At 25.4% G+C, this 24,503-nt stretch carries 23 protein-coding genes; 11 read left to right on the top strand and 12 right to left on the bottom strand.

Translation table 11 applies throughout. The features are described from left to right. Positions 1-45: 45 nt before the first annotated feature. The 3 genes from ACTT9X_RS06880 to ACTT9X_RS06890 form a co-directional block, all read right to left on the bottom strand. Positions 46-1,329: a hypothetical protein gene (locus ACTT9X_RS06880; protein ID WP_440934892.1), complete on the bottom strand. Its 1,284-nt coding sequence runs from the start codon at positions 1,327-1,329 to the stop codon at positions 46-48. Further along, a protein-coding gene (prfB, locus tag ACTT9X_RS06885) for a peptide chain release factor 2 (protein WP_440934893.1) occupies positions 1,319-2,420 on the bottom strand; the annotation gives its coding sequence in 2 pieces (ribosomal slippage) (positions 1,319-2,350 and positions 2,352-2,420; 1,101 coding nt in all). Before prfB ends, ACTT9X_RS06880 begins: the two co-directional genes overlap by 11 nt. Continuing rightward, positions 2,420-4,756, bottom strand: a complete 2,337-nt coding sequence (locus tag ACTT9X_RS06890) for a penicillin-binding protein 1A (RefSeq protein WP_440934894.1) — start codon at positions 4,754-4,756, stop codon at positions 2,420-2,422. Before ACTT9X_RS06890 ends, prfB begins: the two co-directional genes overlap by 1 nt. Before the next feature lie 100 nt (positions 4,757-4,856). On the opposite strand from ACTT9X_RS06890, the gene ACTT9X_RS06895 reads away from it, so the two are divergent. Then, the gene (locus ACTT9X_RS06895; RefSeq protein WP_440934895.1) at positions 4,857-6,671 is read left to right on the top strand and encodes an Rne/Rng family ribonuclease; all 1,815 of its coding nucleotides are present in this window, start codon (positions 4,857-4,859) and stop codon (positions 6,669-6,671) included. Here ACTT9X_RS06895 and ACTT9X_RS06900 read toward each other — a convergent pair. Together ACTT9X_RS06900 and thiS are read right to left on the bottom strand one after the other, a co-directional pair. Next, positions 6,664-7,437 (bottom strand): thiazole synthase, encoded by a 774-nt coding sequence (locus tag ACTT9X_RS06900; protein WP_440934896.1) that lies wholly within the window; start codon positions 7,435-7,437, stop codon positions 6,664-6,666. The genes ACTT9X_RS06895 and ACTT9X_RS06900 overlap by 8 nt on opposite strands. 1 nt (position 7,438) lies before the next feature. After that, a complete protein-coding gene (thiS, locus tag ACTT9X_RS06905; RefSeq protein WP_440934897.1) occupies positions 7,439-7,657 on the bottom strand; it encodes a sulfur carrier protein ThiS in 219 nt (72 codons plus the stop codon). A gap of 16 nt (positions 7,658-7,673) precedes the next feature. Here thiS and aroQ point away from each other — a divergent pair, with 16 nt between their 5' ends. Genes aroQ through accC form a run of 3 tightly spaced genes read left to right on the top strand, consistent with a single transcriptional unit; the run spans position 7,674 to position 9,885 of the window. Next, on the top strand, positions 7,674-8,123 hold the full coding sequence (gene aroQ / locus ACTT9X_RS06910; RefSeq protein ID WP_440934898.1) for a type II 3-dehydroquinate dehydratase: 450 nt from the start codon (positions 7,674-7,676) through the stop codon (positions 8,121-8,123). Then, positions 8,110-8,544: an acetyl-CoA carboxylase biotin carboxyl carrier protein gene (gene accB / locus ACTT9X_RS06915; RefSeq protein ID WP_440934899.1), complete on the top strand. Its 435-nt coding sequence runs from the start codon at positions 8,110-8,112 to the stop codon at positions 8,542-8,544. The genes aroQ and accB overlap by 14 nt, the downstream gene beginning before the upstream one ends. A 3-nt stretch (positions 8,545-8,547) precedes the next feature. Beyond that, a complete protein-coding gene (gene accC, locus ACTT9X_RS06920) occupies positions 8,548-9,885 on the top strand; it encodes an acetyl-CoA carboxylase biotin carboxylase subunit (RefSeq protein ID WP_440934900.1) in 1,338 nt (445 codons plus the stop codon). Here the strand turns inward: accC and ACTT9X_RS06925 are convergent. Together ACTT9X_RS06925 and ACTT9X_RS06930 are read right to left on the bottom strand one after the other, a co-directional pair. Continuing rightward, entirely contained in the window at positions 9,882-10,289 is a 408-nt protein-coding gene (locus tag ACTT9X_RS06925; protein ID WP_440934901.1) for a DUF2155 domain-containing protein, read from the bottom strand. The genes accC and ACTT9X_RS06925 overlap by 4 nt on opposite strands. Continuing rightward, positions 10,252-10,611 (bottom strand): NADH-ubiquinone oxidoreductase subunit NDUFA12 family protein, encoded by a 360-nt coding sequence (locus ACTT9X_RS06930; protein ID WP_440934902.1) that lies wholly within the window; start codon positions 10,609-10,611, stop codon positions 10,252-10,254. The genes ACTT9X_RS06925 and ACTT9X_RS06930 overlap by 38 nt, the downstream gene beginning before the upstream one ends. A gap of 114 nt (positions 10,612-10,725) precedes the next feature. On the opposite strand from ACTT9X_RS06930, the gene ACTT9X_RS06935 reads away from it, so the two are divergent. After that, positions 10,726-11,550, top strand: coding sequence for a TSCPD domain-containing protein (locus ACTT9X_RS06935; RefSeq protein WP_440934903.1), 825 nt, complete (start codon positions 10,726-10,728; stop codon positions 11,548-11,550). A 1-nt stretch (position 11,551) separates the two neighbouring features. Here the strand turns inward: ACTT9X_RS06935 and aspS are convergent, their stop codons facing one another. Genes aspS through ACTT9X_RS06950 form a run of 3 tightly spaced genes read right to left on the bottom strand, consistent with a single transcriptional unit; the run spans position 11,552 to position 15,074 of the window. Beyond that, a complete protein-coding gene (aspS, locus tag ACTT9X_RS06940; RefSeq protein WP_440934904.1) occupies positions 11,552-13,336 on the bottom strand; it encodes an aspartate--tRNA ligase in 1,785 nt (594 codons plus the stop codon). Continuing rightward, on the bottom strand, positions 13,337-13,999 hold the full coding sequence (locus ACTT9X_RS06945) for a DNA replication protein (RefSeq protein ID WP_440934905.1): 663 nt from the start codon (positions 13,997-13,999) through the stop codon (positions 13,337-13,339). Continuing rightward, positions 13,986-15,074, bottom strand: coding sequence for a hypothetical protein (locus ACTT9X_RS06950; protein WP_440934906.1), 1,089 nt, complete (start codon positions 15,072-15,074; stop codon positions 13,986-13,988). Before ACTT9X_RS06950 ends, ACTT9X_RS06945 begins: the two co-directional genes overlap by 14 nt. 11 nt (positions 15,075-15,085) lie before the next feature. On the opposite strand from ACTT9X_RS06950, the gene purM reads away from it, so the two are divergent. Both purM and purN read left to right on the top strand, forming a co-directional pair. Further along, positions 15,086-16,117 (top strand): phosphoribosylformylglycinamidine cyclo-ligase, encoded by a 1,032-nt coding sequence (purM, locus tag ACTT9X_RS06955; protein WP_440934907.1) that lies wholly within the window; start codon positions 15,086-15,088, stop codon positions 16,115-16,117. Further along, entirely contained in the window at positions 16,092-16,673 is a 582-nt protein-coding gene (gene purN, locus ACTT9X_RS06960; protein WP_440934908.1) for a phosphoribosylglycinamide formyltransferase, read from the top strand. Before purM ends, purN begins: the two co-directional genes overlap by 26 nt. Here purN and ndk read toward each other — a convergent pair. Next, entirely contained in the window at positions 16,663-17,073 is a 411-nt protein-coding gene (ndk, locus tag ACTT9X_RS06965) for a nucleoside-diphosphate kinase (protein WP_440934909.1), read from the bottom strand. The two genes, purN and ndk, sit on opposite strands and share 11 nt — an antisense overlap. Beyond that, complete coding sequence (locus ACTT9X_RS06970) at positions 17,066-18,520, bottom strand: leucyl aminopeptidase (RefSeq protein ID WP_440934910.1); 1,455 nt, start codon at positions 18,518-18,520, stop codon at positions 17,066-17,068. The genes ndk and ACTT9X_RS06970 overlap by 8 nt, the downstream gene beginning before the upstream one ends. 62 nt (positions 18,521-18,582) lie before the next feature. Here ACTT9X_RS06970 and ACTT9X_RS06975 point away from each other — a divergent pair, with 62 nt between their 5' ends. Genes ACTT9X_RS06975 through ACTT9X_RS06990 form a run of 4 tightly spaced genes read left to right on the top strand, consistent with a single transcriptional unit; the run spans position 18,583 to position 24,440 of the window. After that, on the top strand, positions 18,583-19,722 hold the full coding sequence (locus ACTT9X_RS06975; protein ID WP_440934911.1) for an LptF/LptG family permease: 1,140 nt from the start codon (positions 18,583-18,585) through the stop codon (positions 19,720-19,722). Continuing rightward, complete coding sequence (locus ACTT9X_RS06980; RefSeq protein ID WP_440934912.1) at positions 19,719-20,792, top strand: LptF/LptG family permease; 1,074 nt, start codon at positions 19,719-19,721, stop codon at positions 20,790-20,792. Before ACTT9X_RS06975 ends, ACTT9X_RS06980 begins: the two co-directional genes overlap by 4 nt. Beyond that, positions 20,782-23,496, top strand: coding sequence for an LPS assembly protein LptD (lptD, locus tag ACTT9X_RS06985; protein ID WP_440934913.1), 2,715 nt, complete (start codon positions 20,782-20,784; stop codon positions 23,494-23,496). Before ACTT9X_RS06980 ends, lptD begins: the two co-directional genes overlap by 11 nt. A 2-nt stretch (positions 23,497-23,498) precedes the next feature. Continuing rightward, a complete protein-coding gene (locus ACTT9X_RS06990) occupies positions 23,499-24,440 on the top strand; it encodes a peptidylprolyl isomerase (RefSeq protein ID WP_440934914.1) in 942 nt (313 codons plus the stop codon). Positions 24,441-24,503 lie beyond the last annotated feature (63 nt).

The following is a 24,503-nucleotide window of genomic DNA, read 5'->3' on the forward strand; positions in this document are numbered from 1 at the left end:
ATATTATCAATTTTAAATTTTGTATTTTTTACATTTAAATTAGTATTAAAAACTTAATTTATTATCATTTTTCTCAATGAAATAATCAATTTCATCAAAATCTTTATCAATTTTAAATTTTCCAGAACCTGAAAAAGTTAGAGTATTATTGTTAAAATTAATTTTTAATTTATGATTATTAAAATTTATATTTTCATTAGCTTGAGGGAAGAAAATTTTTAAAAAATCTTGCTGCTCTAAAACTATATTTTTTAAAAATATTTCTGAATCTATTCTTAAATCCTTATCTTTTTTATTTATAAAATATTTAATTTCATCTATTTCTCCAGTATTTATTTGAATTTGCCCCCCGCCGTTGATTGATAAATTTTTATCCTTATAATTTAAATTTAATTTATGATTATCTAGTAAAATTATATCATCGACTTCTGAAAAATATTTATTAATTATTTTTAAATTTTTATATTTTAGTTGTGTAATATTTATATCAGAATTTAAAATAATATTTTTAACTTTAAATTTTTCATCTATTTCTAGAGAAAATTCATTATTTGTTTTGAATTTAGCATCATCAACAATTATATTTTCAAAATTTAAATTTAATAAATTTAATATATTTGAATTTAAACTTGATTGATCATTTTCTACAATAGCATCAATTAAAAAGCTGTTTTTTTTCTTTTTTACGTTAAGTTTTTTTGAAATAAAATTTACTTCTTCAGTTTTAAAATTTATTTCATAAAAATCATAATTATCTTTTTGAAAATTGAAGTTAAAATTTATATTTTTAAAAATAGCCCTGTCTAAAAAATTAATACTTCCATCTTTAATCAAACCTTCAATGATATAATCATTTTTAAGTTTGCCATTTTCATCGATGTTCAAACTTAGATCTATAATTATGTGACCTTTTTTTACAATTTTTTCTAATATTAATAATTCAGGTTTGTTGGTTGTTGTACGAATAAATTTAATTAAATCATTTAATAATATAGACTTAGTTTTTAACTCTATATTTGATGATGAAATCTTATTTTTAATTAAAGAATTAAGCGAAACTTGCGTTTTAATGCTTTCTAATGCTAAAGGTCTTTTTGCAAAATATACTGTGGTACCAACTGTTTTTGCAAAAATTTTTAGCCTAAAAGGATCTAGAGTTAATTTAATTTTTTTTAAGTCTATATCTATCTTTTTATTTATTAGTAATACTCTTTTTTTAATTTGATCATTGAATTTATCTGTCTCTATACCCACAGTGCTGAGGTAAACTATCGAAATAACTAACACTGAAAAAAGCAAAGTAAAATATTTTAAGAAATTATTTTTCATTTAATTTATAAAGTGATTGTTCCAAAAATTCATCAAGATCGCCATCTAATACTTTGTCTGGACTAGTGCTTTCAAAACTAGTTCTATTATCTTTTACAAGTCTGTAGGGTTGAAGAACATAAGATCTAATTTGATGGCCCCACCCTATATCTGATTTAGAATTTTCAACATTTTGATTTTCTTCCTCTCTTTTTTTAATTTCATAATCATATAATCTTGCTTTCAACATATTTATGCATGTTTCTTTATTTTTATGTTGAGATCTTTCATTTTGACATTGAACAACAATTTTTGATGGAATGTGTGTTATTCTAACTGCACTATCAGTAGTATTAACGTGCTGGCCACCTGCTCCACTGGAACGATAGGTATCTATTCTTAAATCTTTTTCTAAAATTTCAATATTTATGTTTTCATCCACGACTGGGTAAATCCAAACACTTGCAAAACTGGTGTGTCTTCTTGCTCCAGAGTCAAATGGAGATATCCTAACTAATCTATGTATTCCCGACTCTTTTTTTAACCATCCAAAAACATAGTCACCATCTATTTTAATTGTTGCAGACTTTATTCCAGCCTCGTCACCTCTATGTTCACTAATTAAACTTGATTTAAAATTTTTTTTATCGGACCATTTTAAATACATTCTTCTCAGCATATCAGCCCAATCTTGACTTTCTGTGCCTCCAGCGCCAGCATGTATTTCTATATAACAATTTAAAGAATCTGCTTCATTAGATAAAAAACATTTAATTTCATTTTTTTTAACTTCACTTCTTAAGTCTTTTATATTTTGTAAAACTTCTTTTTGAACTTGCAAATTTTCTTCTTCAAGCGCCAGTTGATACAAATCATCTAAATCTTTTAATTTCTCAACATTATTATTTAAAGAATTAGTTAAATCTTCATAAAATTTCTTTTCTTTAATAACTATTTGAGAATTATTTTTATCTTGCCAAAAATCGGCACTTAGCATTTGTGAATTTAAAGATTGCAGTTTTGAATAGATATTATTTTTTTCAAAGATACTCCTGTATTTTTTGATTTATCTTTTCAACTTCTTCTTTAAAATTTTGATAATTATTATCCATTAATAAAACTTTAATATATTATTTGGGTCTAATCTATCTGAATTTGTATAAAGTACTTTTCCATCAACTACATTTTCTTTTTTAAAAACCTCAATAATAGTATTCTTTGAGTTAAATTTTGCTTTTTGACCTGTTAAAGGATCAACAACCATCATGACTGTTCCTTTAGCAGCCTTAAATGGTCTTGCATCATATTTGTTAACAGAATCACTTATAAAATTTTTGAATATTGGCAAAGCAGTTTTAGATCCTGTTTCATATTTTCCTAATGGAGTTGGGTTATCTGAGCCCACATAAACTCCAACTAACAAATTTGAGGTAAAACCTATAAACCATGTATCTGTATTTTTATTTGTTGTTCCAGTTTTACCTGCAATATTTAATTTTAATTCTTTAAGTTTTTTAGCTGTACCTCTTTGAATAACTCCTTCTAAAATTGATGTCATTTGAAAAGCTGTTTCTGGAGAAAAAATTTGTGTGTAATTATTTTTAATCTCTGGATAATCGTTAGTTAAATAAGAAATTTGATCACAGTTAATACATTTTCTTTTATCATTATTAAAAATAGTGTTTCCCTCACTGTCTTGAATTCTATCTATCAATATTGGTTCAACAAGTTTTCCTCCATTAACAAAAACTGAATAAGCAGATGTAAGTTTTAATAAAGTTGTTTCAGCAGATCCCAAAGATATAGATAAAAGCTCTTCTGGATTATCGTAAATTTTTAATGCTTTTGAAAAATCAACTATTTTCTCTACACCTAGATTTTGGGCTATTCTTACTGTCATTAAATTTCTAGATTTCTCCAATCCAGTCCTTAAAGTCGAAGGTCCATAAAATTTTTTTCCATAATTTTCTGGTTTCCACATTTTTAAATCATCTCCTTGGTCTAAAACCATTGGTGCATCTAGAACTAATGATGTTGGTGTAAAATTATTCTCTAAGGCTAATGCATAAACAAATGGTTTAAAAGCTGATCCAGGCTGTCTTTTAGCTTGAGTTGCTCTGTTAAATTCACTTTGTTTAAAACTAAAACCACCACTTAGTGCTAAAACTCTTCCAGTAAATGGATCCATCACTACAATCCCACCATTTACTTTTGGTAATTGTTGTAAATTGAAAGTATTTTCTCCAACATTTTTAACATAAACAACATCACCAGGTTTTAATAATTCACTAAATTCTTTCTTAGTCCAAGAAATATTCTGATATTCAATAGTACCTTTAATATTATCCTCTGTTTCTACTTCAGCTGAAAATTTATTTATATTTTTGACTATTGCTAATTTCCAATTAATTGAATTTTCTAATTTATATTTTTCTAAATCTTTTTTCCATTCCGAATTATAAATCTTGTTAGCAAGTGGTCCTCTCCATCCCTTTCTTTTATCATATGCTACTAATCCATCTCTAAGTGATTTTGTTGCAATTGTTTGTAAATTTAAATCTATTGGAGTATTAATATTAAAACCTTGTTTATAAACTTTGTCATAGGTTAAAGTTTCAATTACACTCTTTCTAACATCCTCAATAAAATATTGAGCATCTTCTAAAAAAATTTTTTTATTTTTTTTTAAAATTATTTCTTCTTTTGTAAGTTTTTCATACCATTCTAATGTTAAATAATTATTATCTAATAAGTTTTTTAAAACTAAATTTCTTCTAAATTTTGCTATATCTGGATCTCTATAGGGATTATATCTACTAGGTGCTTTTGGTAAAGCTGCTAATAAAGCAGCCTCTGAGTAATTTAAATCTTTAATAGATTTATCAAAATATTCTAAGCTTGCAGCAGCTACTCCATAAGCTCCACTTCCAAGATAAATTTGATTTAGGTAAAGTTCTAGAATTCTTTCTTTAGATAAAGCTCTCTCTATTCTAAAAGCTAGTATTGCTTCCTTTATTTTCCTATTAAAACTTACTTCATTTGTTAATAAAAAATTTTTTGCTACCTGTTGGGTAATTGTAGATGCTCCCTCTAACCTTTTAGATGACAAAATATTTGAGATATTATTTATTACTGCTCTAATAACACCTTTGGCATCAACACCCGGATGTTTAAAAAAATTTTTGTCCTCAGCAGATAAAAATGCGTTAATTACATTTTTTGGAATTGAATTAAATGGAACAAATACTCTTTTTTGCTTTGAAAAATCTGCAACTAAATCACCATTACCAGAGTAAACTTTACTGGAAACAGGAGGTTTATAATTTTTAAGAAATTTATAATCTGCTAGATCGTTAGAATAAGTCCACAAGATACTTATTATCAAAATTGCTGATAAAATTATAAAAGACGTTGTTAAAATAAAGATAATTCTTAAAAATTTATTCATTTTAATTTCATTATATCTTGGAATTTGTTAAAGATATGGCAAGAAAATTAAACAAAATTTTAAATAATAAACTAATAATGAAATTAAAATTCACAAAATTATGGAAAAAAATTTATATATTGATGCTTCGCATCCAAACGAAACTAGAGTTGTTCTTAAATCAGGCGAAAATATTGAAGATTACGAATACGAAGGTTTAAAAAATAACTTAATTAAAAATAATATCTATTTAGGAAAAGTAAGTAGAATAGAACCATCATTGCAAGCTGCTTTCGTTGATTTTGGAAGAGAGAGGCATGGGTTTTTATCCTTTAATGACATACAATCAGATTATTATCAAATTCCAAAAGCTGATTTAGAAAAAATTAAAGAAGAGGAAGAAAAGGCTAGAGAGGAACTTTCAAGAAAAGTTCAAGCTAAAGAAGAGGAAAATATTGCTAAAGGAAAGTTAGAAGTTGATGATCCTATAGAAAAGATATCGGAAGAGCAAACAGAAGAGGATCCAAATAATAAAGAAAATATTTCTGAAAAAGAAAATTTAGGTGAAGAAGAAAAAAAAAAGGAGCATAGATTAAAATTTAAAAGGTATAAAATTCAAGAAGTAATTAAGCCTAATCAAGTAATTCTTGTACAAGTCATTAAAGACGAAAGAGGGCAAAAAGGTGCAGCATTAAGTACTTTCATTTCCATTGCAGGAAAATATATTGTTTTAATGCCAAACACTCCTAAAGGAGGAGGTATATCAAGAAAAATATTTAATCCTGCTGATAGAAAAAAAATAAGAACAATTTTAAATGAAATTGAAATACCTAAAGAGATGGGATTAATTGTCAGAACTGCTGGAAGTAATAAAACAAAAAATGAAATAAGTAGTGATTTAACAACTTTGATTAATTCTTGGAGTCAAATAAAAGAAAATGCAATAAACTCTATTGCTCCCTCTTTAATTCATCAAGAAAGTGAAATAATTAAAAGAACTTTAAGAGATATGTATGACGAAAATACCCAAAAAATAATTGTAGAAGGTAACGAGGGTTATAAAAAAGCTCAATCATTCATGAAAACTATGATGCCATCAAATCTGAAAAAAGTAAAAAAATATAGAGGAAAAATTCCACTATTTATTCAAGAAAATATTGAACAAAAGTTAAATCAAATATTTGACTCAGAAATTAAACTTAAATCTGGAGGATATTTGGTTATTAACCCTACAGAGGCTTTAGTTTCTATTGATATAAATTCTGGAAGTTCAATAAAAGGAAAAAATGTTGAAAGCACTGCTTTAGACACAAACATCGAAGCTTCAGAGGAAATTGCAAGACAAATAAAGATAAGAGATTTGTCAGGTTTAATCATAATAGATTTTATTGACATGCTGAGTTATGGAAACAGGAGATTGGTAGAAAGAAAACTTAAAGAGAAATGTAGATCAGATAGAGCGAGAATTCAAATTGGAAAAATAAGTAATTTTGGTCTTTTGGAAATGTCAAGACAAAGACTAAGAGAAAGTGCAATTAAATGGAAAGTTACTTTAACTGATGAGTCTTTTGCTCAAAAACTTTTAAAAATTGTTGAGTTAAAAGCAGTAATTAACAAAGCTAAATTTGTTGAATTAAAAGTTTGTAAGAAAATTTCAGATTTCCTTAAAGAAAATTTTATTAATGACTTAACTTATTTTGAAAAAAAAAATAAAATGAAAATTGACATTATCAGTGACAATTCTTTAATTATTCCTGAGTACATAATAGATATTAAAAATAAATCAAAAAAAACGATTGAATTAATAGAATATTACGAAAAATTAAAAAATTTAGAAACACAAAATAAAGAAGATAAATTTTCAGAAAAAAAAGATAATAAAAAAATTATTAAAAAAAAATATAGTAAAAAAAAATATTATAAAAAAACTAAATAATTCCTTTTGATGGTGAGGATGGATTGCCCATTAAAATTTTATCAATTCTTCCAGATTTGTAAGATTGTCTTCCTGCAATAACTGCATTTTTGAAAGCTAGAGCCATTTCAAAAGGTTTTTTTGCTTTTGCTATAGCAGTGTTAACAAGTACTCCATCACAACCTAATTCCATTGCAATTGTAGCGTCTGAAGCTTGACCTAAACCAGCATCTATAATTAATGGAAGTTTGGTTTGTTTTCTCATTATTTGAATATTGACTTTATTTTGAATGCCTAGTCCTGATCCAATTGGTGCTGCTAGAGGCATAATAGCTTCAGCACCTGAATTCTCTAAACGCTTAGCCATTAAAGGATCATCGTTACAATAAACCATAACCTTAAAACCTTCTTTAGCGAGAACTTCTGTAGATTTTAAAGTTTCAATCATATCTGGAAATAAATTTTTTTTATCTCCTAAAACTTCTAATTTAACTAACTTCCAACCACCTATTTCTCTTGCTAATCTCAAAGTTCTTAAAGCTTCCTTTGAATTAAAACATCCAGCAGTATTGGGTAAATATGTGATTTTTTTTGGATCAATATAATCCATAAGCAAAGGTTTATTTTTATCTGATATATTAACTCTTCTTACAGCAACGGTTATAATTTCTGCTCCTGAAAGTTTAATTGCTTTTGCACATTCAGACATACTTTTGTATTTTCCTGTTCCAACAATTAATCTGGAATTAAATTTTTTATTTGCAATAATCAGACTATCTTTTTTCAAATTAACCGCCTCCAATAAAATGAACTATTTCAATTTTATCATTTCTATTTAATTTTATTTTATTAATTTTTTTTTTATCTATTATTTCCTCATTAAGCTCAATAGCTACTTTATTTAATGGTATTTTTAGATTTTTTAACACCATAGAGAGATTAGAATCTTGAATTATAGATTTGATTTTACCATTTATTTTGATTTTTATTTTTTTTATTTTTTTCATCGTATATAAGTGCTGAATGAATAATAAAATAATTATTATTAACGGTCCAAATCTTAATCTATTAGGAGAAAGAGAACAATCACAATATGGATCAACTACATATGAACAACTTAAAGAAAATTGTTCCAAAAAAGCAAAAGAAATTGGTATTGATGTTGAATTTGCTCAATCTAATGTTGAAGGAGAGCTTGTTAACATTATTCAAGATGCTAGGAAAAAATTTGATGGAATGATTATAAATGCTGCTGCATTTACCCATACCTCTGTAGCTATAAGAGATGCTCTAGATTTATTTAAAAAACCAATAATCGAGCTACATTTATCTAATATTTATAAAAGAGAAGAATTTAGACATAAATCACTTATAAGTGATGTGGTAACTGGAGGAATTTTTGGATTAGGGGCTGAAGGATATATTTTGGCCATAATTTCATTACAAAAGACCTTGCATAATGAAAATAGATAAAAAAATAATTAAAGAGTTAAGTGATTATTTAAAAGAATTTAATCTTACTGAAATAGAGATAACTGAAAAGGATACAAAAATTAAAGTATCAAAAAATAATGTTTCAATAAGTAATCAACCTCAAGTTACTTCGTCCTCATCTCCTGCATCAAGTTCAGCACCTACTCAAACTCAAAATATTAAATCAGGAACTGAAATTACTTCACCTATAATTGGAACTGCCTATCATGCTCCAGAACCAGGTGCAAAAAAATTTGTTGAGATTGGAAAAAAAATTAAAAAAGGTGATACAATAATGATTGTTGAGGCAATGAAAACCATGAATCATGTTCCTTCAACAGCAGATGGTGTAGTAAAAGAAATTTGTGTTGAAGACGGTCAACCTGTTGAATTTGGTCAAACCCTTATTATCCTAGAATAAATAATGTTTAAAAAAATTTTAATTGCAAACCGTGGGGAAATTGCGGTTAGAATTATTAGGGCTTGTAAAGAATGGGGAATATCCACTGTAGCTGTTCACTCAGATGTAGATCGAGAAAGTATGCACGTAAGGATGGCAGATGAAAGTGTCTGTATTGGTTCACATCAACCTGCAAATAGTTATTTAAATATTCCTGCTTTAATGTCAGCTATAGAGCTTACTAATGCTGACGCAGTACATCCCGGCTATGGCTTTCTTTCTGAAAATGCAAACTTTGCAAAAATTTTAGAGGAGAATAAGATTACTTTTATAGGAGCCTCATCAAAACATATTGAAATGATGGGTGATAAAATCCAAGCAAAAAGAATAGCTAAAGAAAATGGATTACCTGTTATTGAGGGTTCAGAAGGTGGTGTAAAAGATGTTTCTGAAGCAAAGGAACTTTGTAAAAAAATTGGTTTTCCTGTCTTAATTAAAGCCTCAGGTGGAGGTGGAGGTAAAGGTATGAAAATAGTTGACAAGCAAGAAGAATTTGAAACGTTGTTTTCAACCGCTAAATCTGAAGCAAAGAAATACTTTGGTAATGATGAAGTTTACATTGAAAAATTTTTCCAAAATCCTAGACATATTGAGGTTCAAATATTAGCTGGAAAAAATAGAGCTGTTCACCTTCATGAAAGAGATTGTTCTGTTCAAAGAAGACATCAAAAGTTAATAGAAGAAACACCGAGTCCAGTATTAAATAATGAAATAAGAAAAGATTTGTTTGAAAAAACAGTAAATATGGTTGCCAAAATTGGTTATATGGGTGCTGGAACTGTTGAATTTATTTATGAAGACGGAAAATTTTATTTTCTAGAAATGAATACAAGAGTTCAAGTTGAACATCCTGTAACTGAAATGGTTACTGGTATAGATATAATTAAAGAACAAATTTGGATTGCTTTTTCAGAGGAAACAGCATTAAAACAAAGTGATGTCAATCCAAGAGGACATGCAATTGAGTGCAGAATAAACGCTGAAGATGCAAGCAAAAATTTTCAACCATCTCCTGGATTAATAACAATGTGCCACCAGCCTTCTGGTTTTAGAACCAGAGTAGATGGAGCTATATTCCAAGGTTACAAAGTAACTCCCTACTATGATAGCATGGTATGTAAATTAATTTGTCATGGAAGAAATCGAACTGAGGCTATTCAAAGAATGAATAGATCGTTAGATGAGTTTGTTATTGAAGGTATTACTACAACTATTCCTCTTCATAAAAAATTACTAAATCACAAAAAATTTATTAATTCAGATTTTAATGTAAGTTGGCTAGATAAAGACCCAATTATTTAATAACAGCTTACAAGCCAAACATCATAAACAGGATGATCAAAAGGTGTAATTGATGGACTTGATGAAAACATCCAACCATTAAAAACAAAAACTTCATCATTGTTTTTATTGGTCAGATCTCGAACTTGTATATAGGCGGTTATTTCTGGATTATCATCAAATTCTGAATTTTTACATTTCAAACTTTTAATTGATAAATCTTTAAACTTTATTAATTTTCCATTTTTAAGTTTAAGTAAGGTATTTTTAGAACTTATTTTATCCAAAATTTTTATATCAGTAAAAGTCCCCTCTAAATTACTTTTTGCATTTAAGTTTAAAAATAAACAAAAATAAAATAAAAAAACTAAATAGACTAATTTAAAATTATTCTTTCCAACTTGAGTATTTCTTTTTAATACCATCTTTATTCTTATTTGGATAATATGCTGCGTCAGTCCCTGTTAAATTTTCTTGATGAGGTTTTTGCCATTCATATTTTTCTAAGGTATGTTTTTTCTCAATTTTATTTGGTGTAAAATGTATCCAAGAGTACCATTCAACAGGAATTTTTGATGCGTCAATCGTACTTGAATAGATAACCCATCTTTTTCCATTTTTACTCTCGTAGTATTTATTACCTAGCTCATCAGTACCAACTAGTTTTCCATAAAAAATAGTTTTTAATCGTGTTCCAAAAGTGTCTTGATTCCACCATGTGAAAATTTTTCTTAAAAGTGTCAACATAATATTTTTTTATATTTTCAATTAAAAATTGTAAAATTTAAATTAGACTAAAATATGAATATGTATATAAATTAATTGATTCATTATTCAAATTAAAATTTAAATTGAGGTAAAATGGCAAAGTATTTAGTTGAAACTTATTATACCTGTACTTTTAAGGTAAATCATTTTTTAGATGATATTAATGAGGCAGAGTTAAAGAATTTAGAAAAAAGAGATGATGGTAAATTTGAGGTTTTAGACGTAAAACTTGATAACAGAAAAACAAAAAGTCTAGATCCAAAAAACAATAAAGTCCTTGAAAATAATAAAATAGAGATAGTTACTGAAAGGGACAAAAAAAGCGAAATAAATAAAGAAAGTGTTTTAACAAACATAAAAACAGCTAACGAGAAGTCAGGTAAAAGATTTAGCATGCCTGACAGAAGAAAAGGATATATTCAAAAAGCTACTATTGGTGACCACAAAGTTTACCTACATACTGGAGAATATGAAGACGGAAAAATTGGAGAAATATTTATTGATACCAGTAAAGAAGGTGAGCTTGTTAAAGCTTTAATGAATAATTTTGCAATTGCTGTATCTTTAGGCCTTCAATATGGTGTTCCTTTAGATGAGTTTATAAGTGCATTTGTAGATACAAAATTCGAACCGTCTGGCAAAGTCCATGGTAATGATAGAATTTTAAGCGCCACATCAATTTTGGATTATATTTTCAGAGAATTAGCTATTTCTTATCAAAATAGGGAAGATCTGGCCCATACTCCAGCTATTGGACAAAATGATGCCGTCAATGTAGAGGATCAAAACTCTGAGGATCAAAATCAATTATTGAAAATTGTAAAAGACATTACCAGTAAAGGTTTCGTTAGAAATAATTATAAAAAAAATCTAGTTGATCTTTCAGATGTAAAAATAAGTTTAAAAGGTAAAAAATAAGTTATTTTTTTATTTTTAAAGCTAAATTTAATTCTGTCAATTGATCTGGATTTACTTCAGATGGTGCATTCATCATTAAATCTTCTGCGTTTTGGTTCATTGGAAACATAGTAACTTCCCTAATATTTTTCTCATTTGCTAGTAACATCACGATTCTATCAATACCAGGTGCTATTCCTCCGTGTGGTGGTGCGCCATAACTAAGTGCATTAATCATACCACTAAATTTTTCATCTACTTGATTTTTATCATATCCTGCAATCGAGAAAAGTTTGTACATAAGTTCTGGTTTATGATTTCTAATTGCTCCAGAAGATAGTTCTATACCATTACAAACTATGTCATATTGATAGGCAAGTATATCTAACGGGTTTTCAAAATCTTTTTCACTTAAATCACCTTGAGGCATCGAAAATGGATTGTGACTAAATCCAATCTTATTTGTTGCTTCATCTTTTTCAAACATTGGATAGTCTACAATCCAACAAAATGCGAAAACATTTTCGTCGATTAAATCTAGATCTTTTGCAATTTTATCTCTTGCTAACGCAGTAATTTTTTCTAATTCGTCTTGTTTTCCACAAGCCATGAAAATACTGTCCCCTATTTCACAGTTCGTTATTTTCATGATTTCAACCAATGCACCTTGAGAAAAAAATTTTCCTATAGGGCCTTTTGCTAAGATATCTTTATCTTTTTCAAAAGTAAAATAAGCTAAACCAGATGCACCTTCTTCTTTTGCCCATTTATCAATATTATCAAAAAAACTTCTTGGCTTATCTTTCGTATTTTTTGTGATAATACATCTTACTTTAGATCCAAATTTTACTAATTTTTTAAATATTTCAAATGAAACATCTTCTCTTGTAAAAATTTTGGTTATATCATTTACAATAAGTGGGTTTCTTAAATCTGGTTTATCAGTACCGTATTTAAGCATTGCTTCCTTGTATGAAATCTTTGGAAATTTATCAAACATCAGTTTTTTAGTAGAAAAATTTTTAAATGTATTAACCATTAATTTCTCAACTACATTGAATACATCTTCCTGCTCAACAAATGACATTTCTAAATCTAATTGATAAAATTCTCCAGGACTTCGGTCCGCTCTCGCATCTTCATCTCTGAAACAAGGTGCAATTTGAAAATATCTGTCAAAACCTGAAACCATTATTAATTGTTTAAATTGTTGAGGGGCTTGAGGTAATGCATAAAATTTTCCAGGATTTAAACGACTAGGCACTAAAAAATCTCTAGCACCCTCTGGACTAGAAGAGGTTAAAATTGGTGTTTGAAATTCTAAAAAACCTAATTTAGTCATTTCATTTCTGATGTATGAAATAACTTTAGATCTTAAAATAATGTTTTCATGAATTTTTTTTCTTCTTAAATCTAAAAATCTATATTTTAATCTTATTTCTTCAGCATATTCTTGATCACTGAAGATTGGCATAGGTAGTTCCTTACAAGTCCCTAGAACTTCATAATTGTCAATAACAATCTCTATTTCGCCTGAATCTATTTCAGAATTAATTGTTTCTTTAGATCTATTAACTACTTTTCCCTCAACTTTAATTACAGTTTCTAATTGCATTTTTTCTAAATCAGAAAAATATTTGTTATCTTTATCAATTATACATTGGGTAATTCCATAATTATCTCTTAAATCAATGAATAACAAATTCCCATGGTCTCTTTTTTTATTTATCCAGCCTGAAAGAGAAATTTTTTTATCTACATCCTCTTTTCTTAACTCATTACATTTATGTGTTCTATATTTATTCAATTAAACCTCTAATGCTTCTTTTATAATTTTAAAATCGATTGGTTTCTTTCTTTTTAAACTAATTTCGTCGATTTTATATATGAAATCAGAAATTTTACCATAAGTTCTATCAATTCTCTTAATTATAAATTCAATAAGTTTTTGGTCTATTGATATTTGACGATCAGAAAGATTTTTTAATATTAATGCATAAATTAAATCGTCACCTGGTTTTTCAATTTGAGATAAAATAAAATTAGTAGATCTTGAATTAAGATCATTTAATTTAAACTTAAAATCAACTATTGGTTTTTTTGAGGTTACTATTAAGTACTTATTATACTGATCAATTACATTTATAAGTGTAAATAATAAGTTTTCATTTATTTTTTCAGTTAAATCCTCAACAATAATATTTTCATACATTTTAATTTGTTTAAGAAAGTCATTATTAATATTTTCTGCATTAATTTTAATTCCTCTATACTTTTCTAAAAATATATTTATTAAATGACTTTTTCCTGAAAATGTTTCACCTATTAAGTTTATAAAATTTTTATCCCATTTTGGCCAACTATTTAGAAGTCTATAAGAGTGTTCGTTGCTGTTTGTAACATAGAAGTCCAAATCTTTAAAATTTTGGTCATAATCAAATTTAAGTATTTGTTGATTAAGATTTGTCATTTAAAACCCAAATTTTATTTTTAATTTCAAAATCATAATTTTGATCACTCATTATTTCTAAAAACTTATCAGGTGTTCCATTAAAAATAACTTTATAAAAATTATTTCGATTATTGAACTTATAAATTGAAAAATTATATATCAGATCCATATCAGATAAAATTTTTTCAAATTTATTAATTTTTATATTATTAGAATTATCAATAGAAATATTTAAAGAAAACTTTACTGAAGTATTGATTTGATTTTGTGATTTCCAAAAATCTTCGTAGACTAATTTTAAATTGTCAATAAATTCAAATAATTCTTTTTCGTTGTCAAAATTAACCTCGGTAAAATTTAAATTTTTTAAATTATTATTTTCATTAAAAAAAATTTTATTAAATACTCTTACTTTATTATTATCCTTAAACACAATCATAATAATGTGGTCATTTATATTGTATTTATTTATAATTTCTTTGAAGTCATAATTTTCTAAAATATTAATATTCTGTTTTATCAATCTAAAATCATCTAAATCTTCGGTAGGTAGGATATAATTTAAAAGACTGTATTTTTTATTATTTAAATTCCAACTGGAAAATAACTTGTTCTCAGAGAACATTAAAACTTGATTTTTATTTTGATCAACAAGTACGGGGATGAATAAAAAATCTTTTTTAACAGGTAAAGATGGAAAAATATTTTTCTTTTCTAATAAATCAAATATATTTTTTTTATTAAATGAAACATTTATGGCAAGATAATAAATTTCATCAATAAACTTTTCTTCCTTTATTGAGAAGGTTTCTATCATGCCCTTAATTTGATTAATTGATGTATTTTTTAATTTTACCTGATCTTTACTTTGGACAATTGACAAAATAAGTTCATTAAATGCCTTTACAAATCCTTCATCAATAATTTCATTTTTATTAAAATTTATTTCAAAAGGTGTTGATATTTCAATATCATTTATAGAAAATGTCTTTGAATGACTTTTTCCTGTGGAAAAGAAAATATTTATTAAAGCAAGAAATAATAAAAAATTATATAAAAGCTTTAAATTACTGAGCAGAGAAATAAATTTCATAAAACATATTAATGAATAAAAAAAAATTTACCTATAAAAAAAGTGGAGTTAATATTAGAGCTGCAGACAAGTTTGTTGATTTCATTTCTACAGTTTCAGCAAAAAAAAGAGGCAAAAAAAAGTTCTCTAATATAGGAGGGTTTGGTTCAATCACAAATATACCAGGTAATATTAAGCAACCTAGAATCGTCGCTTGTACTGATGGCGTGGGAACTAAAGTTGAAATTGCTAATACATTAAATAAATTTGATACCATTGGTATTGATCTAGTTGCAATGAGTGTAAATGATTTAATTGTTCAAGGTGCTAAGCCTTTAATTTTTTTAGATTATATTTCAATAAATAAAATAGATATTAAAAAACTTAAAGCAATTATAAAAGGAATTAACAGAGGCTGCGATCAATCAGAATGTGAATTGGTTGGTGGAGAGACTGCTGAAATGCCAGGTACATATGAAAAAGGTAAATTCGATATCGCAGGTTTTGCTGTAGGAGTTGTGGGAAAGGATAGAATTTTAAATAAAGATAAAATAAAAAAAAATAATCTTATAGTTGCAATTCCTTCAAGCGGTTTACATTCTAACGGGTATTCTCTTGTAAGATATTTATTAAAACAAAAAAAAATAAATATTAAAAAAAATATATTTTTAAAATCTGAACTTCTAAAACCAACAAAAATATATGTTAAAGAAATAATGAATTTGATAAATAACAACTTAATCAATGGCTGTGCAAATATAACTGGTGGAGGTTTATCTGACAATATTAAAAGAATTATACCAGATAAGCTATCTGCACACATAAGTTTAGATAAAATTAAAACTTCTAAAATATTTAATTGGCTTAAAAATAATGGAATTTCTGATAAAGAAATGCTTAAAACATTTAATTGTGGAGTTGGTTTTTGTATTATTGTTGAAAGCAAAAATTTTAAAAAAATAAGCAGCTTTTTTTCAAAAGAGTACAAACCATATGTTATTGGAAAAATTTTAAATGGTAAAAACAAAGTTAAGTTAAATGGTTATATCGACTGGAATAGATAGAATCAGAACAGCTGTATTTATTTCAGGGACAGGCAGTAATTTAAAATCTTTAATTAAATTTTCTAAAACTAAATTATCTCCCATATCAATTAATTTTATTGTTTCAAATAACTCTAAGGCAAAGGGTTTAAAGTATGCCAAAAAGTTTAAAATTAAAAAAAAAGTTTTAAATTTTGAAAACAAAAAATTAAGTGAAAATAAGCTACTTTCTATCTTAAAAAAAAATAATATTAAAATGATATGTCTAGCTGGATTTATGAAAATTTTGTCAAAAAATTTTATAAATAAATTTCAAGGAAAAATTTTAAATATACACCCCTCTTTACTGCCTAAGTATAAAGGATTAAACACTCACCAAAGAGTATTGAATAATAAGGAAAAATACTCTGGATGCACTGTTCATTTTGTAAACGCTAGATTAGACTCGGGAAAAATTATTCTACAAAAAAAAGTAAAAATTTCAAAAAAAGATACAGAGTCCTCTCTTGCTAAAAAAATTTTAGTTCAAGAGCATAAACTTTACCCAGAAGCTATTTTAAAAGTTTTTAATCTTTAAAGAAAAAATCTATTTCAATTTTAGCATTTTCAACACTATCTGATCCATGAACAGAGTTTTTGTCTATTGAAATCCCATATTTTTTTCTAATAGTTCCTTCTTCTGCATCTTCTGGATTTGTAGCACCCATTAATTCTCTATTTCCTAAAACTGCATTCTCTTTTTCAAGAACCATTACAACAATAGGACCTGATGATAAATAGTCACATAAATCATTATAAAACGGTTTAGTTTCATGAACTTTATAAAACTTTTCAGCTTCTGATTTTTCAATTTGGATTTTTTTTTCTTTTAAAATTGTAAAACTATTAGCTTTAAAAATTTCTTTAATTTCGTTCTCTAGATTTCTTTCCACTGCATCTGGTTTAATTATTGATAAAGTTTGTTCTAAATTACTCATAATAATCCTCTATTAGTTTATTTAATAATCTTACTCCATAACCTGTTGCACCACCTGAATTTAGTGCACCTCCATATTTTGAAAATGCCATTCCAGCTATATCTAAATGAGCCCATGGTGTTTTATTCAAAATGAATCTTTGTAAAAATTGAGCAGCGGTCGTAGATCCAGCTCCACCAACGTAATTTATATTTTGCATGTCTGCGTTTTTGGAGTCTATTAGCTTATCAAAATTTTTATTTAGAGGCATTCTCCAAACTTTTTCTTCAACCTGTTCACCTGCATTAATCAATTGATTAGATAACTTATTGTCATTAGAAAATAACCCAGCATACTCTGATCCAAGTGAAACTATAATTGCTCCTGTTAAAGTGGCCAAATCAACTATGAATTTTGGTTTAAATTTTTCCTCTGTGTAAGTTAATGCATCTGCAAGCACTAATCTTCCCTCTGCATCGGTGTTTAATATTTCAACTGTTTTACCGCTATAGGACTTTACTATATCTCCTGGTCTTTGTGCATTACCACCTGGCATATTTTCTACGAGCCCTACTACGCCTACAGCATTTATTTTTGCCTTTCTAAGGGCCAAACTTTTCATCAATCCCACAACAACAGCAGAACCAGCCATATCATATGTCATATCTTCCATAAATTTTGCAGGTTTTAATGATATCCCACCTGTATCAAAACAAACACCTTTGCCAACAAAAGCCAAAGGTTTAGATTTATTTTTAGCACCATTCCATTCCATGGTAACTAAATAAGATCCTCTAACACTTCCTTGACCAACACCAAGTAATGTATTCATGCCAAGTTTTTTTAATTTCTTTTCATCATATATATTTATTTTTAATCCAAATTTTTTAAGAGTATAAATACGTTTAGCATATTCATCAGGATGCAAGATATTTCCTGGCTCTGAAACCAGATCTCTCGTATAAAAAGTTCCCTCCTCAATAGCTCTAAATTTAACCTTATTATTGAATGATATTTTCTTTTTACCAAAAACTGTTATAGAAATTTTATTTTTATTCTTTTTTGATTTGTATTTTTCAAACGAATAAGACTTTAACCTTAATCCATGTAAAAAATGGCTTATTATGTCGTTAGAATTCAGAGAAATTATATCTGAATTTAAACTAAATTCACTTTGTTTTAAACTTTTAAATTCATCATAAAATTTTGCACCTAAATTTTCAATTTCATTGTTTTTAATATTTTTTTTTAAAGAGACTAAAATTATTTTTTTTTTTGAATTAAAATCAAATGATAAAATTTCTTTTTTAAGATCTTTTGTTTGTAATAAATCTAAAATATAAGAATATTCAGAACTTGATAAGTAATTCTTTAACCTAGATAAATTGAATTTTTCATCAACAAATAGGATTGAATTAAATGATTTGTTTTTAGATAAACCAATTTTATAATTAATTTTGATAGACATAAAATTTTAAATACACTCTATACGAGATGAGTGCTATATAGGAATAAAAATACCATATTTCAATGAAAAAAATTATTTATAGAAAATTTTTATCCGATTGCCTTATTTTTTTTCTAATAAGTATATTTAGTGCAAGTGTTATTATTTGGGTTATGCAAGCAGTAAACTACCTAGATATCATGACCGATGACGGAAGAGACTCAATGGTGTATTTTAGTTATTCATTGTTAAATTTTCCAAAAATAATAAGTAAAATATTTCCTTTTGCCTTTTTTTTCAGTTTTTCTTACATAATCGCAAAATATGAATTGAATAATGAATTAATGATTTATTGGAATTTTGGAGTTCAAAAAATTAACTTTGTTAACTTTTTTTTATTTTTTTCAATAATTTTATTAATTCTTCAAATTTTGTTGACTTCAATACTAGTTCCTAAAACACAAAATATGGCTAGATCAATATTAAGAATCTCTGATTTTAATTTTGTGGATAATTTTATTAAAGTTAAAAAATTTAATGCATCAATAAGTGATTTAACAATTTACTCGGAAAGTAAAGACGATAATGGAAATTATAACAATATTTATATTAAAAGAGAAATAAACGAAAATAATTTTCAAATTACTTATGCAAAAAAAGGTAAATTTAAAAACAATGAAAAAAATCCTTTCTTTGAACTTTATGATGGCGAAACCACAAGTTCAGTAAACGACAAAATAACAAATTTTAGTTTTTCAAAATCTAAGTTCAATCTATCGGAATTTTCAGCTAACACAATCACTGTAAAAAAAACACAAGAACATAAAACTTCAGAACTAATTACTTGTGTTGATAAATTAATTCAAAAAAATTTGCTTGAAATAGAAAAAATAAAAAAAATAGTAAGAAATTGTGAATATAAAAATTTAAATAATATTGTTGCAGAATTATATAAAAGAATTGTAATACCACTTTATCTTCCAGCATTAATGTTAATAGCATTACTATTAATAATCCAATCTAAGGAAAAAATTAATTATACAAGATATAGATTAATTATTTTTTTATTTGGTTTTTTTATAATTATTTTTTCAGAGTCAACCTTAAGATTTGTTAATAAATCATTTCAAAATAATTTATTATTATTTCTAATTCCGATATTTTTAACATTATTATTATATTGTTATTTTTTACAAAAAATTAAATTTAAAAATATTAAATGAAAACTTACATTAAATTTCTTATAAATGTTTTTTTAAATTCTTTTTTCTATGTATTATTAATAATATTTAGTTTAGTATTTATTATAAATCTTCTGACTGAATTAGAATTTTTTAAAGAAATAAATATTAGTATTTTTTTTCCTGTCTATTTATCACTTCTTAATTCACCAGCAATGCTCTTTGAAATATTTCCTTTCATTTTTTTAATATCAACTCAGTTATTTTATATTAAGCTGTTTGCAAATAACGAAATTCTAATTTTTAAATACAGTGGTTTAAAAAATTCAAAAATTCTATTCATAACTAGCGCGGTTACTTTTTTAGTTGGTATTATTATAGTAAGTATATTTTATAATGCCTCTTCAAATCTAAAAAATTTTTATTTTGAGTTAAAATCTGATTACACAAAAGATAGTAAATACCTGGCTGTTATTAACAAAAATGGTCTTTGGATAAGAGACAAGCATAATGATAAAATCCTAATAGTAAATTCGTCAAAAATTAATCAAAATTTTCTTTTTGATAATTTTATTACAGAGTTTAATTCAGATTTTGAAGTTATTAGAAACATTAAAAGTAATAAAATTGATATTAAAGAAAATAATTGGATTGTTATTGACCCTGAAATCTTCACAAATAATATAAAAGAGAAGAAAGAGAAAATAATAATTTATTCTAATTTTAATTCAGAGAGAATAAATAGTTTATTTTCTAATCTCTCATCACTTTCTTTTTTAGAATTAATAGAACTTAAAAAAAACTATGAATTATTAAACTACTCTACAATTGAAGTGAATATACAAATACAAAAAATAATTTCATATCCTATATATTTGGTATTAATGACTATATTCTCAAGTGTAATAATGATTAATAGCAAAAAATACAAAAACGATATATTGAAAATCTTAATTGGTTTATTTTTTTGTGTTATTATATATTATTTAAATAATTTATTTAATGTCTTGGGAACAACAGAAAAAATAAACTATATAGTTTCTATTTGGACACCTTTGTTATTGTTATCTTTTATAATTGCTCTAATGACTCTTAAATTCAATGAAAAATAAATTAATAAAATTTTTTTTATATATATTTTTGAGTTTAACCATAAATATACATTCTAGTTCTGATGAACTAATAAATTTAAATATAACAGAAATTGAAATAACCGATAATGGAAATATTTTAAAAGGTTATAATGGTGGAGAAGCGATCACTGATGATGGAATTTCAATATTAGCTGAAAACTTTGAATATAATAAAATTTTAACTCATCTTATTGCAACAAAAAATGTAATATACAATGATAACATAAAAGAAATTGTTATAAACGCTGATAAAATTTCATACATAAAAAAAAAAGAAGAAATAGAGGGTGTAGGCAAAGTTGTAATTAAAGATCAAAAAAGAAATTTAAATATATTTGCAGACAAAATATTTTATTTCAAAAAACAAAATCAAATTATTGCTAAAGGAAATGTAAAAATTATTGATTTAAAGAAAAATTTAACTATTTCTGCTGATGAAGTCGATTATTTTAAAAAGGAAGAAAAAATTATAGCAAATGGAAATGTAAAATTTGATGATCCACTTAAAGAAATTATAATTAAAACTAATACAATTACATATTTTAAAAAATTAGAAAAAATATATTCAGAGGGAAAAACTGAGGCAAAAATATCATCTAAATATGTTTTCAAATCTAGCAATATAACCTTCAACAAAAAAAATATGGAGTTCTTTTCATCAAATAAAACTGAAATTAGGGATGATAATAATTCATTATATAACTTAAATTCATTTCATTATGAAATTCAAAAAGAATTTTTAAAAGGTACTCAAGTCTCAATTGTCCAAAATATGGATAAAATCCCTAGTGAAAGAAATAATTATTTTTTTGAAAATGGTTTTTTTGATTTAAAAAATAAAATTTATAAAACTGGAGCCACAAAAATTTCATTAAATAAAAATATGTTTGACAGATCAGAAAATGATCCAAGGGTTTATGGGGTTTCTTCTGAACACAAAAATGGTATTACAACAGTAAAAAAAGCTGTTTTTACAAGTTGTAAAAAAAATGACACCTGTCCACCTTGGAGTATTGAATCCTCTTTAATTAAGCACGATAAAAAAAAGAAAAAGATTATTTATGATAATTCAATTCTTAAGTTCTATAATTTACCTGTATTTTATTTTCCAAAGTTTTTTCATCCAGATCCCACAGTAAACAGACAATCTGGTTTTTTAATGCCTAAAATAAGTAGCTCAAATGTTTTAGGTTCGTCAATCAGTACACCTTATTTTCATGTAATATCTGAAAATAAAGATTTTACTTTTAATCCAGTTTTATATTCAAAAAAATTTCAATTGTTTCAAAATGAATACAGGCAAGAAAACAAAAGATCATCTTTAATTTTAGACTTTGGTTATGTTAATGACTTTAAATCTTCATCTACAAAAAAAAAGAAAGATAGCAACCATCTATTTGCTAAATTTAAAAAAAATCTAAATCTTGAAAATTTCAATGTGAGTGATTTTAATTTTTTTTTAGAAAGAGTTAACAAAGATACTTACATCAAGATATTTTCAGATAATTTTATAGAGAGCAAAATTAGACCTATAAACTATGATATGCTTAAATCTGGATTTGATTTATTATTAGAAAATGACGATTTTTTATTAACAGGAGGTGCTGAGATAAATGAAGATTTAACCAAAATTAAGAGCGATCGATATCAGTATGTTTTCCCTTATTATAAATTTACTCAAAATCCAATTTATAGTAATTATGGATCATTAAATTTTTCCTCAAGTGGTAGCAATGTTTTAGATCAGACTAATAATTTGAAATCTAGAATTATCAATGATGTAAGTTTTAAACTTAATGATAAAATATTTGAAGGGATTGGTATAAAAAATAATATCAATTTATATTTAAAAAATTTGAACAGTATTGGTAAAAACGTTCAAGACTACAAATCAAGCCCACAGTTTGAAGTCCAATCTTTAATTGAATTAAATTCAGAGCTTCCATTGTTGAGATCAAATATTGAGAAAGATCAAACTCTTATACCAAGAATTTCTTTAAGATTAAATCCAAGTGATATGAAAAATCACAAAGAAGACAAAAGAAAAATAAATACTGATAATATTTTTAATATAAATAGACTTGGGATAGATGATAGTTTAGAGTCTGGGAATTCTCTTACATTTGGTATAAACTACAGATCTGAAAATAGAGAAGATAATAATAAATATTTAGATTTCAAATTAGCAAGTGTTTTAAGAGATGATATAGAGGAGAGAATACCTACTCAAACCACCCTTAATAAAAAAAATTCAAACATATTTGGTTCAGTTGATTTTAATTTATCTGAAAATATAAATTTAGATTATCAATTTGCCACAGATAACAAAATTGAAAATTTTACATATAATTCTGTTGGTCTAAATTTTTCATTAAATAATTTTGTTACAGAATTCAATTTTATTAAAGAGGATTTTGAATTAGGAAATACAAATATTTTTGAGAATATTACCTCATTCAATTTTGATGAAAAAAACTCTTTATCTTTTAAAACAAGAAGAAATAGAGAGCTCAATTTGACAGAATATTACAACCTAGTCTATGAATATAAAAATGACTGTCTAACAGCTGGAATTCAATTTAATAAAACTTTTTATGAAGATAGTGATTTAAAACCATCTGAAAATTTAATTTTCAAAATTAGTTTTTATCCAATAACAAGTATAGAACAAAAAATTGAATAGTAATGATTCAAAAAAAATTTTTTAAATACATAAAAAGAATTTTTATTATCATTGTTCTTGTATTATTAAGCTCAAATGTTTTTGCATTTGAAAATAGAATTATAGTAAAAATAGACAATAAAATTATAACGAAAATTGATATCAAAAATGAAGTAAAATATTTAAGTACACTTAATCCAAGTCTAAAAAATTTAAGTAAAAATGAGTTATTTGAGATTGCAAAAACTTCTTTAATAAGAGAGACGATAAAAGAGATAGAAATATCAAAAATGGATAATGTTGTTATTAATCAAGATTATTTGGAAAATATAATATCTAATATATACCAAAATATAGGGTTTAAAAATAAAGATGAGTTTCTTAATTATCTTAAATCTCAAAATATAGATATTAAAGATATAAAAAAAAAAATATCTAAAGAAGCTTTATGGAATCAGTTAATTTTAAATAAATATAAAAAAAAAGTAAAAATTAATGAAAATAAGATTAAAAATGAAATTGAAACAAACAAGCAGTTTGTAAATTCCTATTTGCTTTATGAAATAATTTTTAACGCTGAAACAAAAGATGAATTAAAAGCTATATATGAAAAAATAAAGAAAAGTATAAATAAAAATGGTTTTGAAAATACTGCGTCAATATTTAGTATTTCAGACTCAGCTAAGGTAGGAGGAAAATTAGGATGGATAAATGAGAGTTCAATTAACAAAAAAATTGTAAAACAAATAGATGTTTTAGATAACAATGAATATACAAATCCAATTCAAGTTCCAGGAGGTTTTTTGATTTTAAACGTTAAAGAAAAAAAAACAATGGAACAGAAAACAGATATTGAAGCTGAATTTTTATTAAAAGTGAAGGCTTCAACAAATCAGCAGCTTAATCAGTATTCAAATATTTATTTTAATAAAATAAAAAAAAATATAAAAATTTATGAAAAGTAAACCTATTCTTATAGTTAATGGTGAGCCAAATAGTATATTTATTGAAATATTATTTAAATCGAT

Source organism: Candidatus Pelagibacter sp. (assembly GCF_052049855.1).
Lineage (GTDB): Bacteria > Pseudomonadota > Alphaproteobacteria > Pelagibacterales > Pelagibacteraceae > Pelagibacter.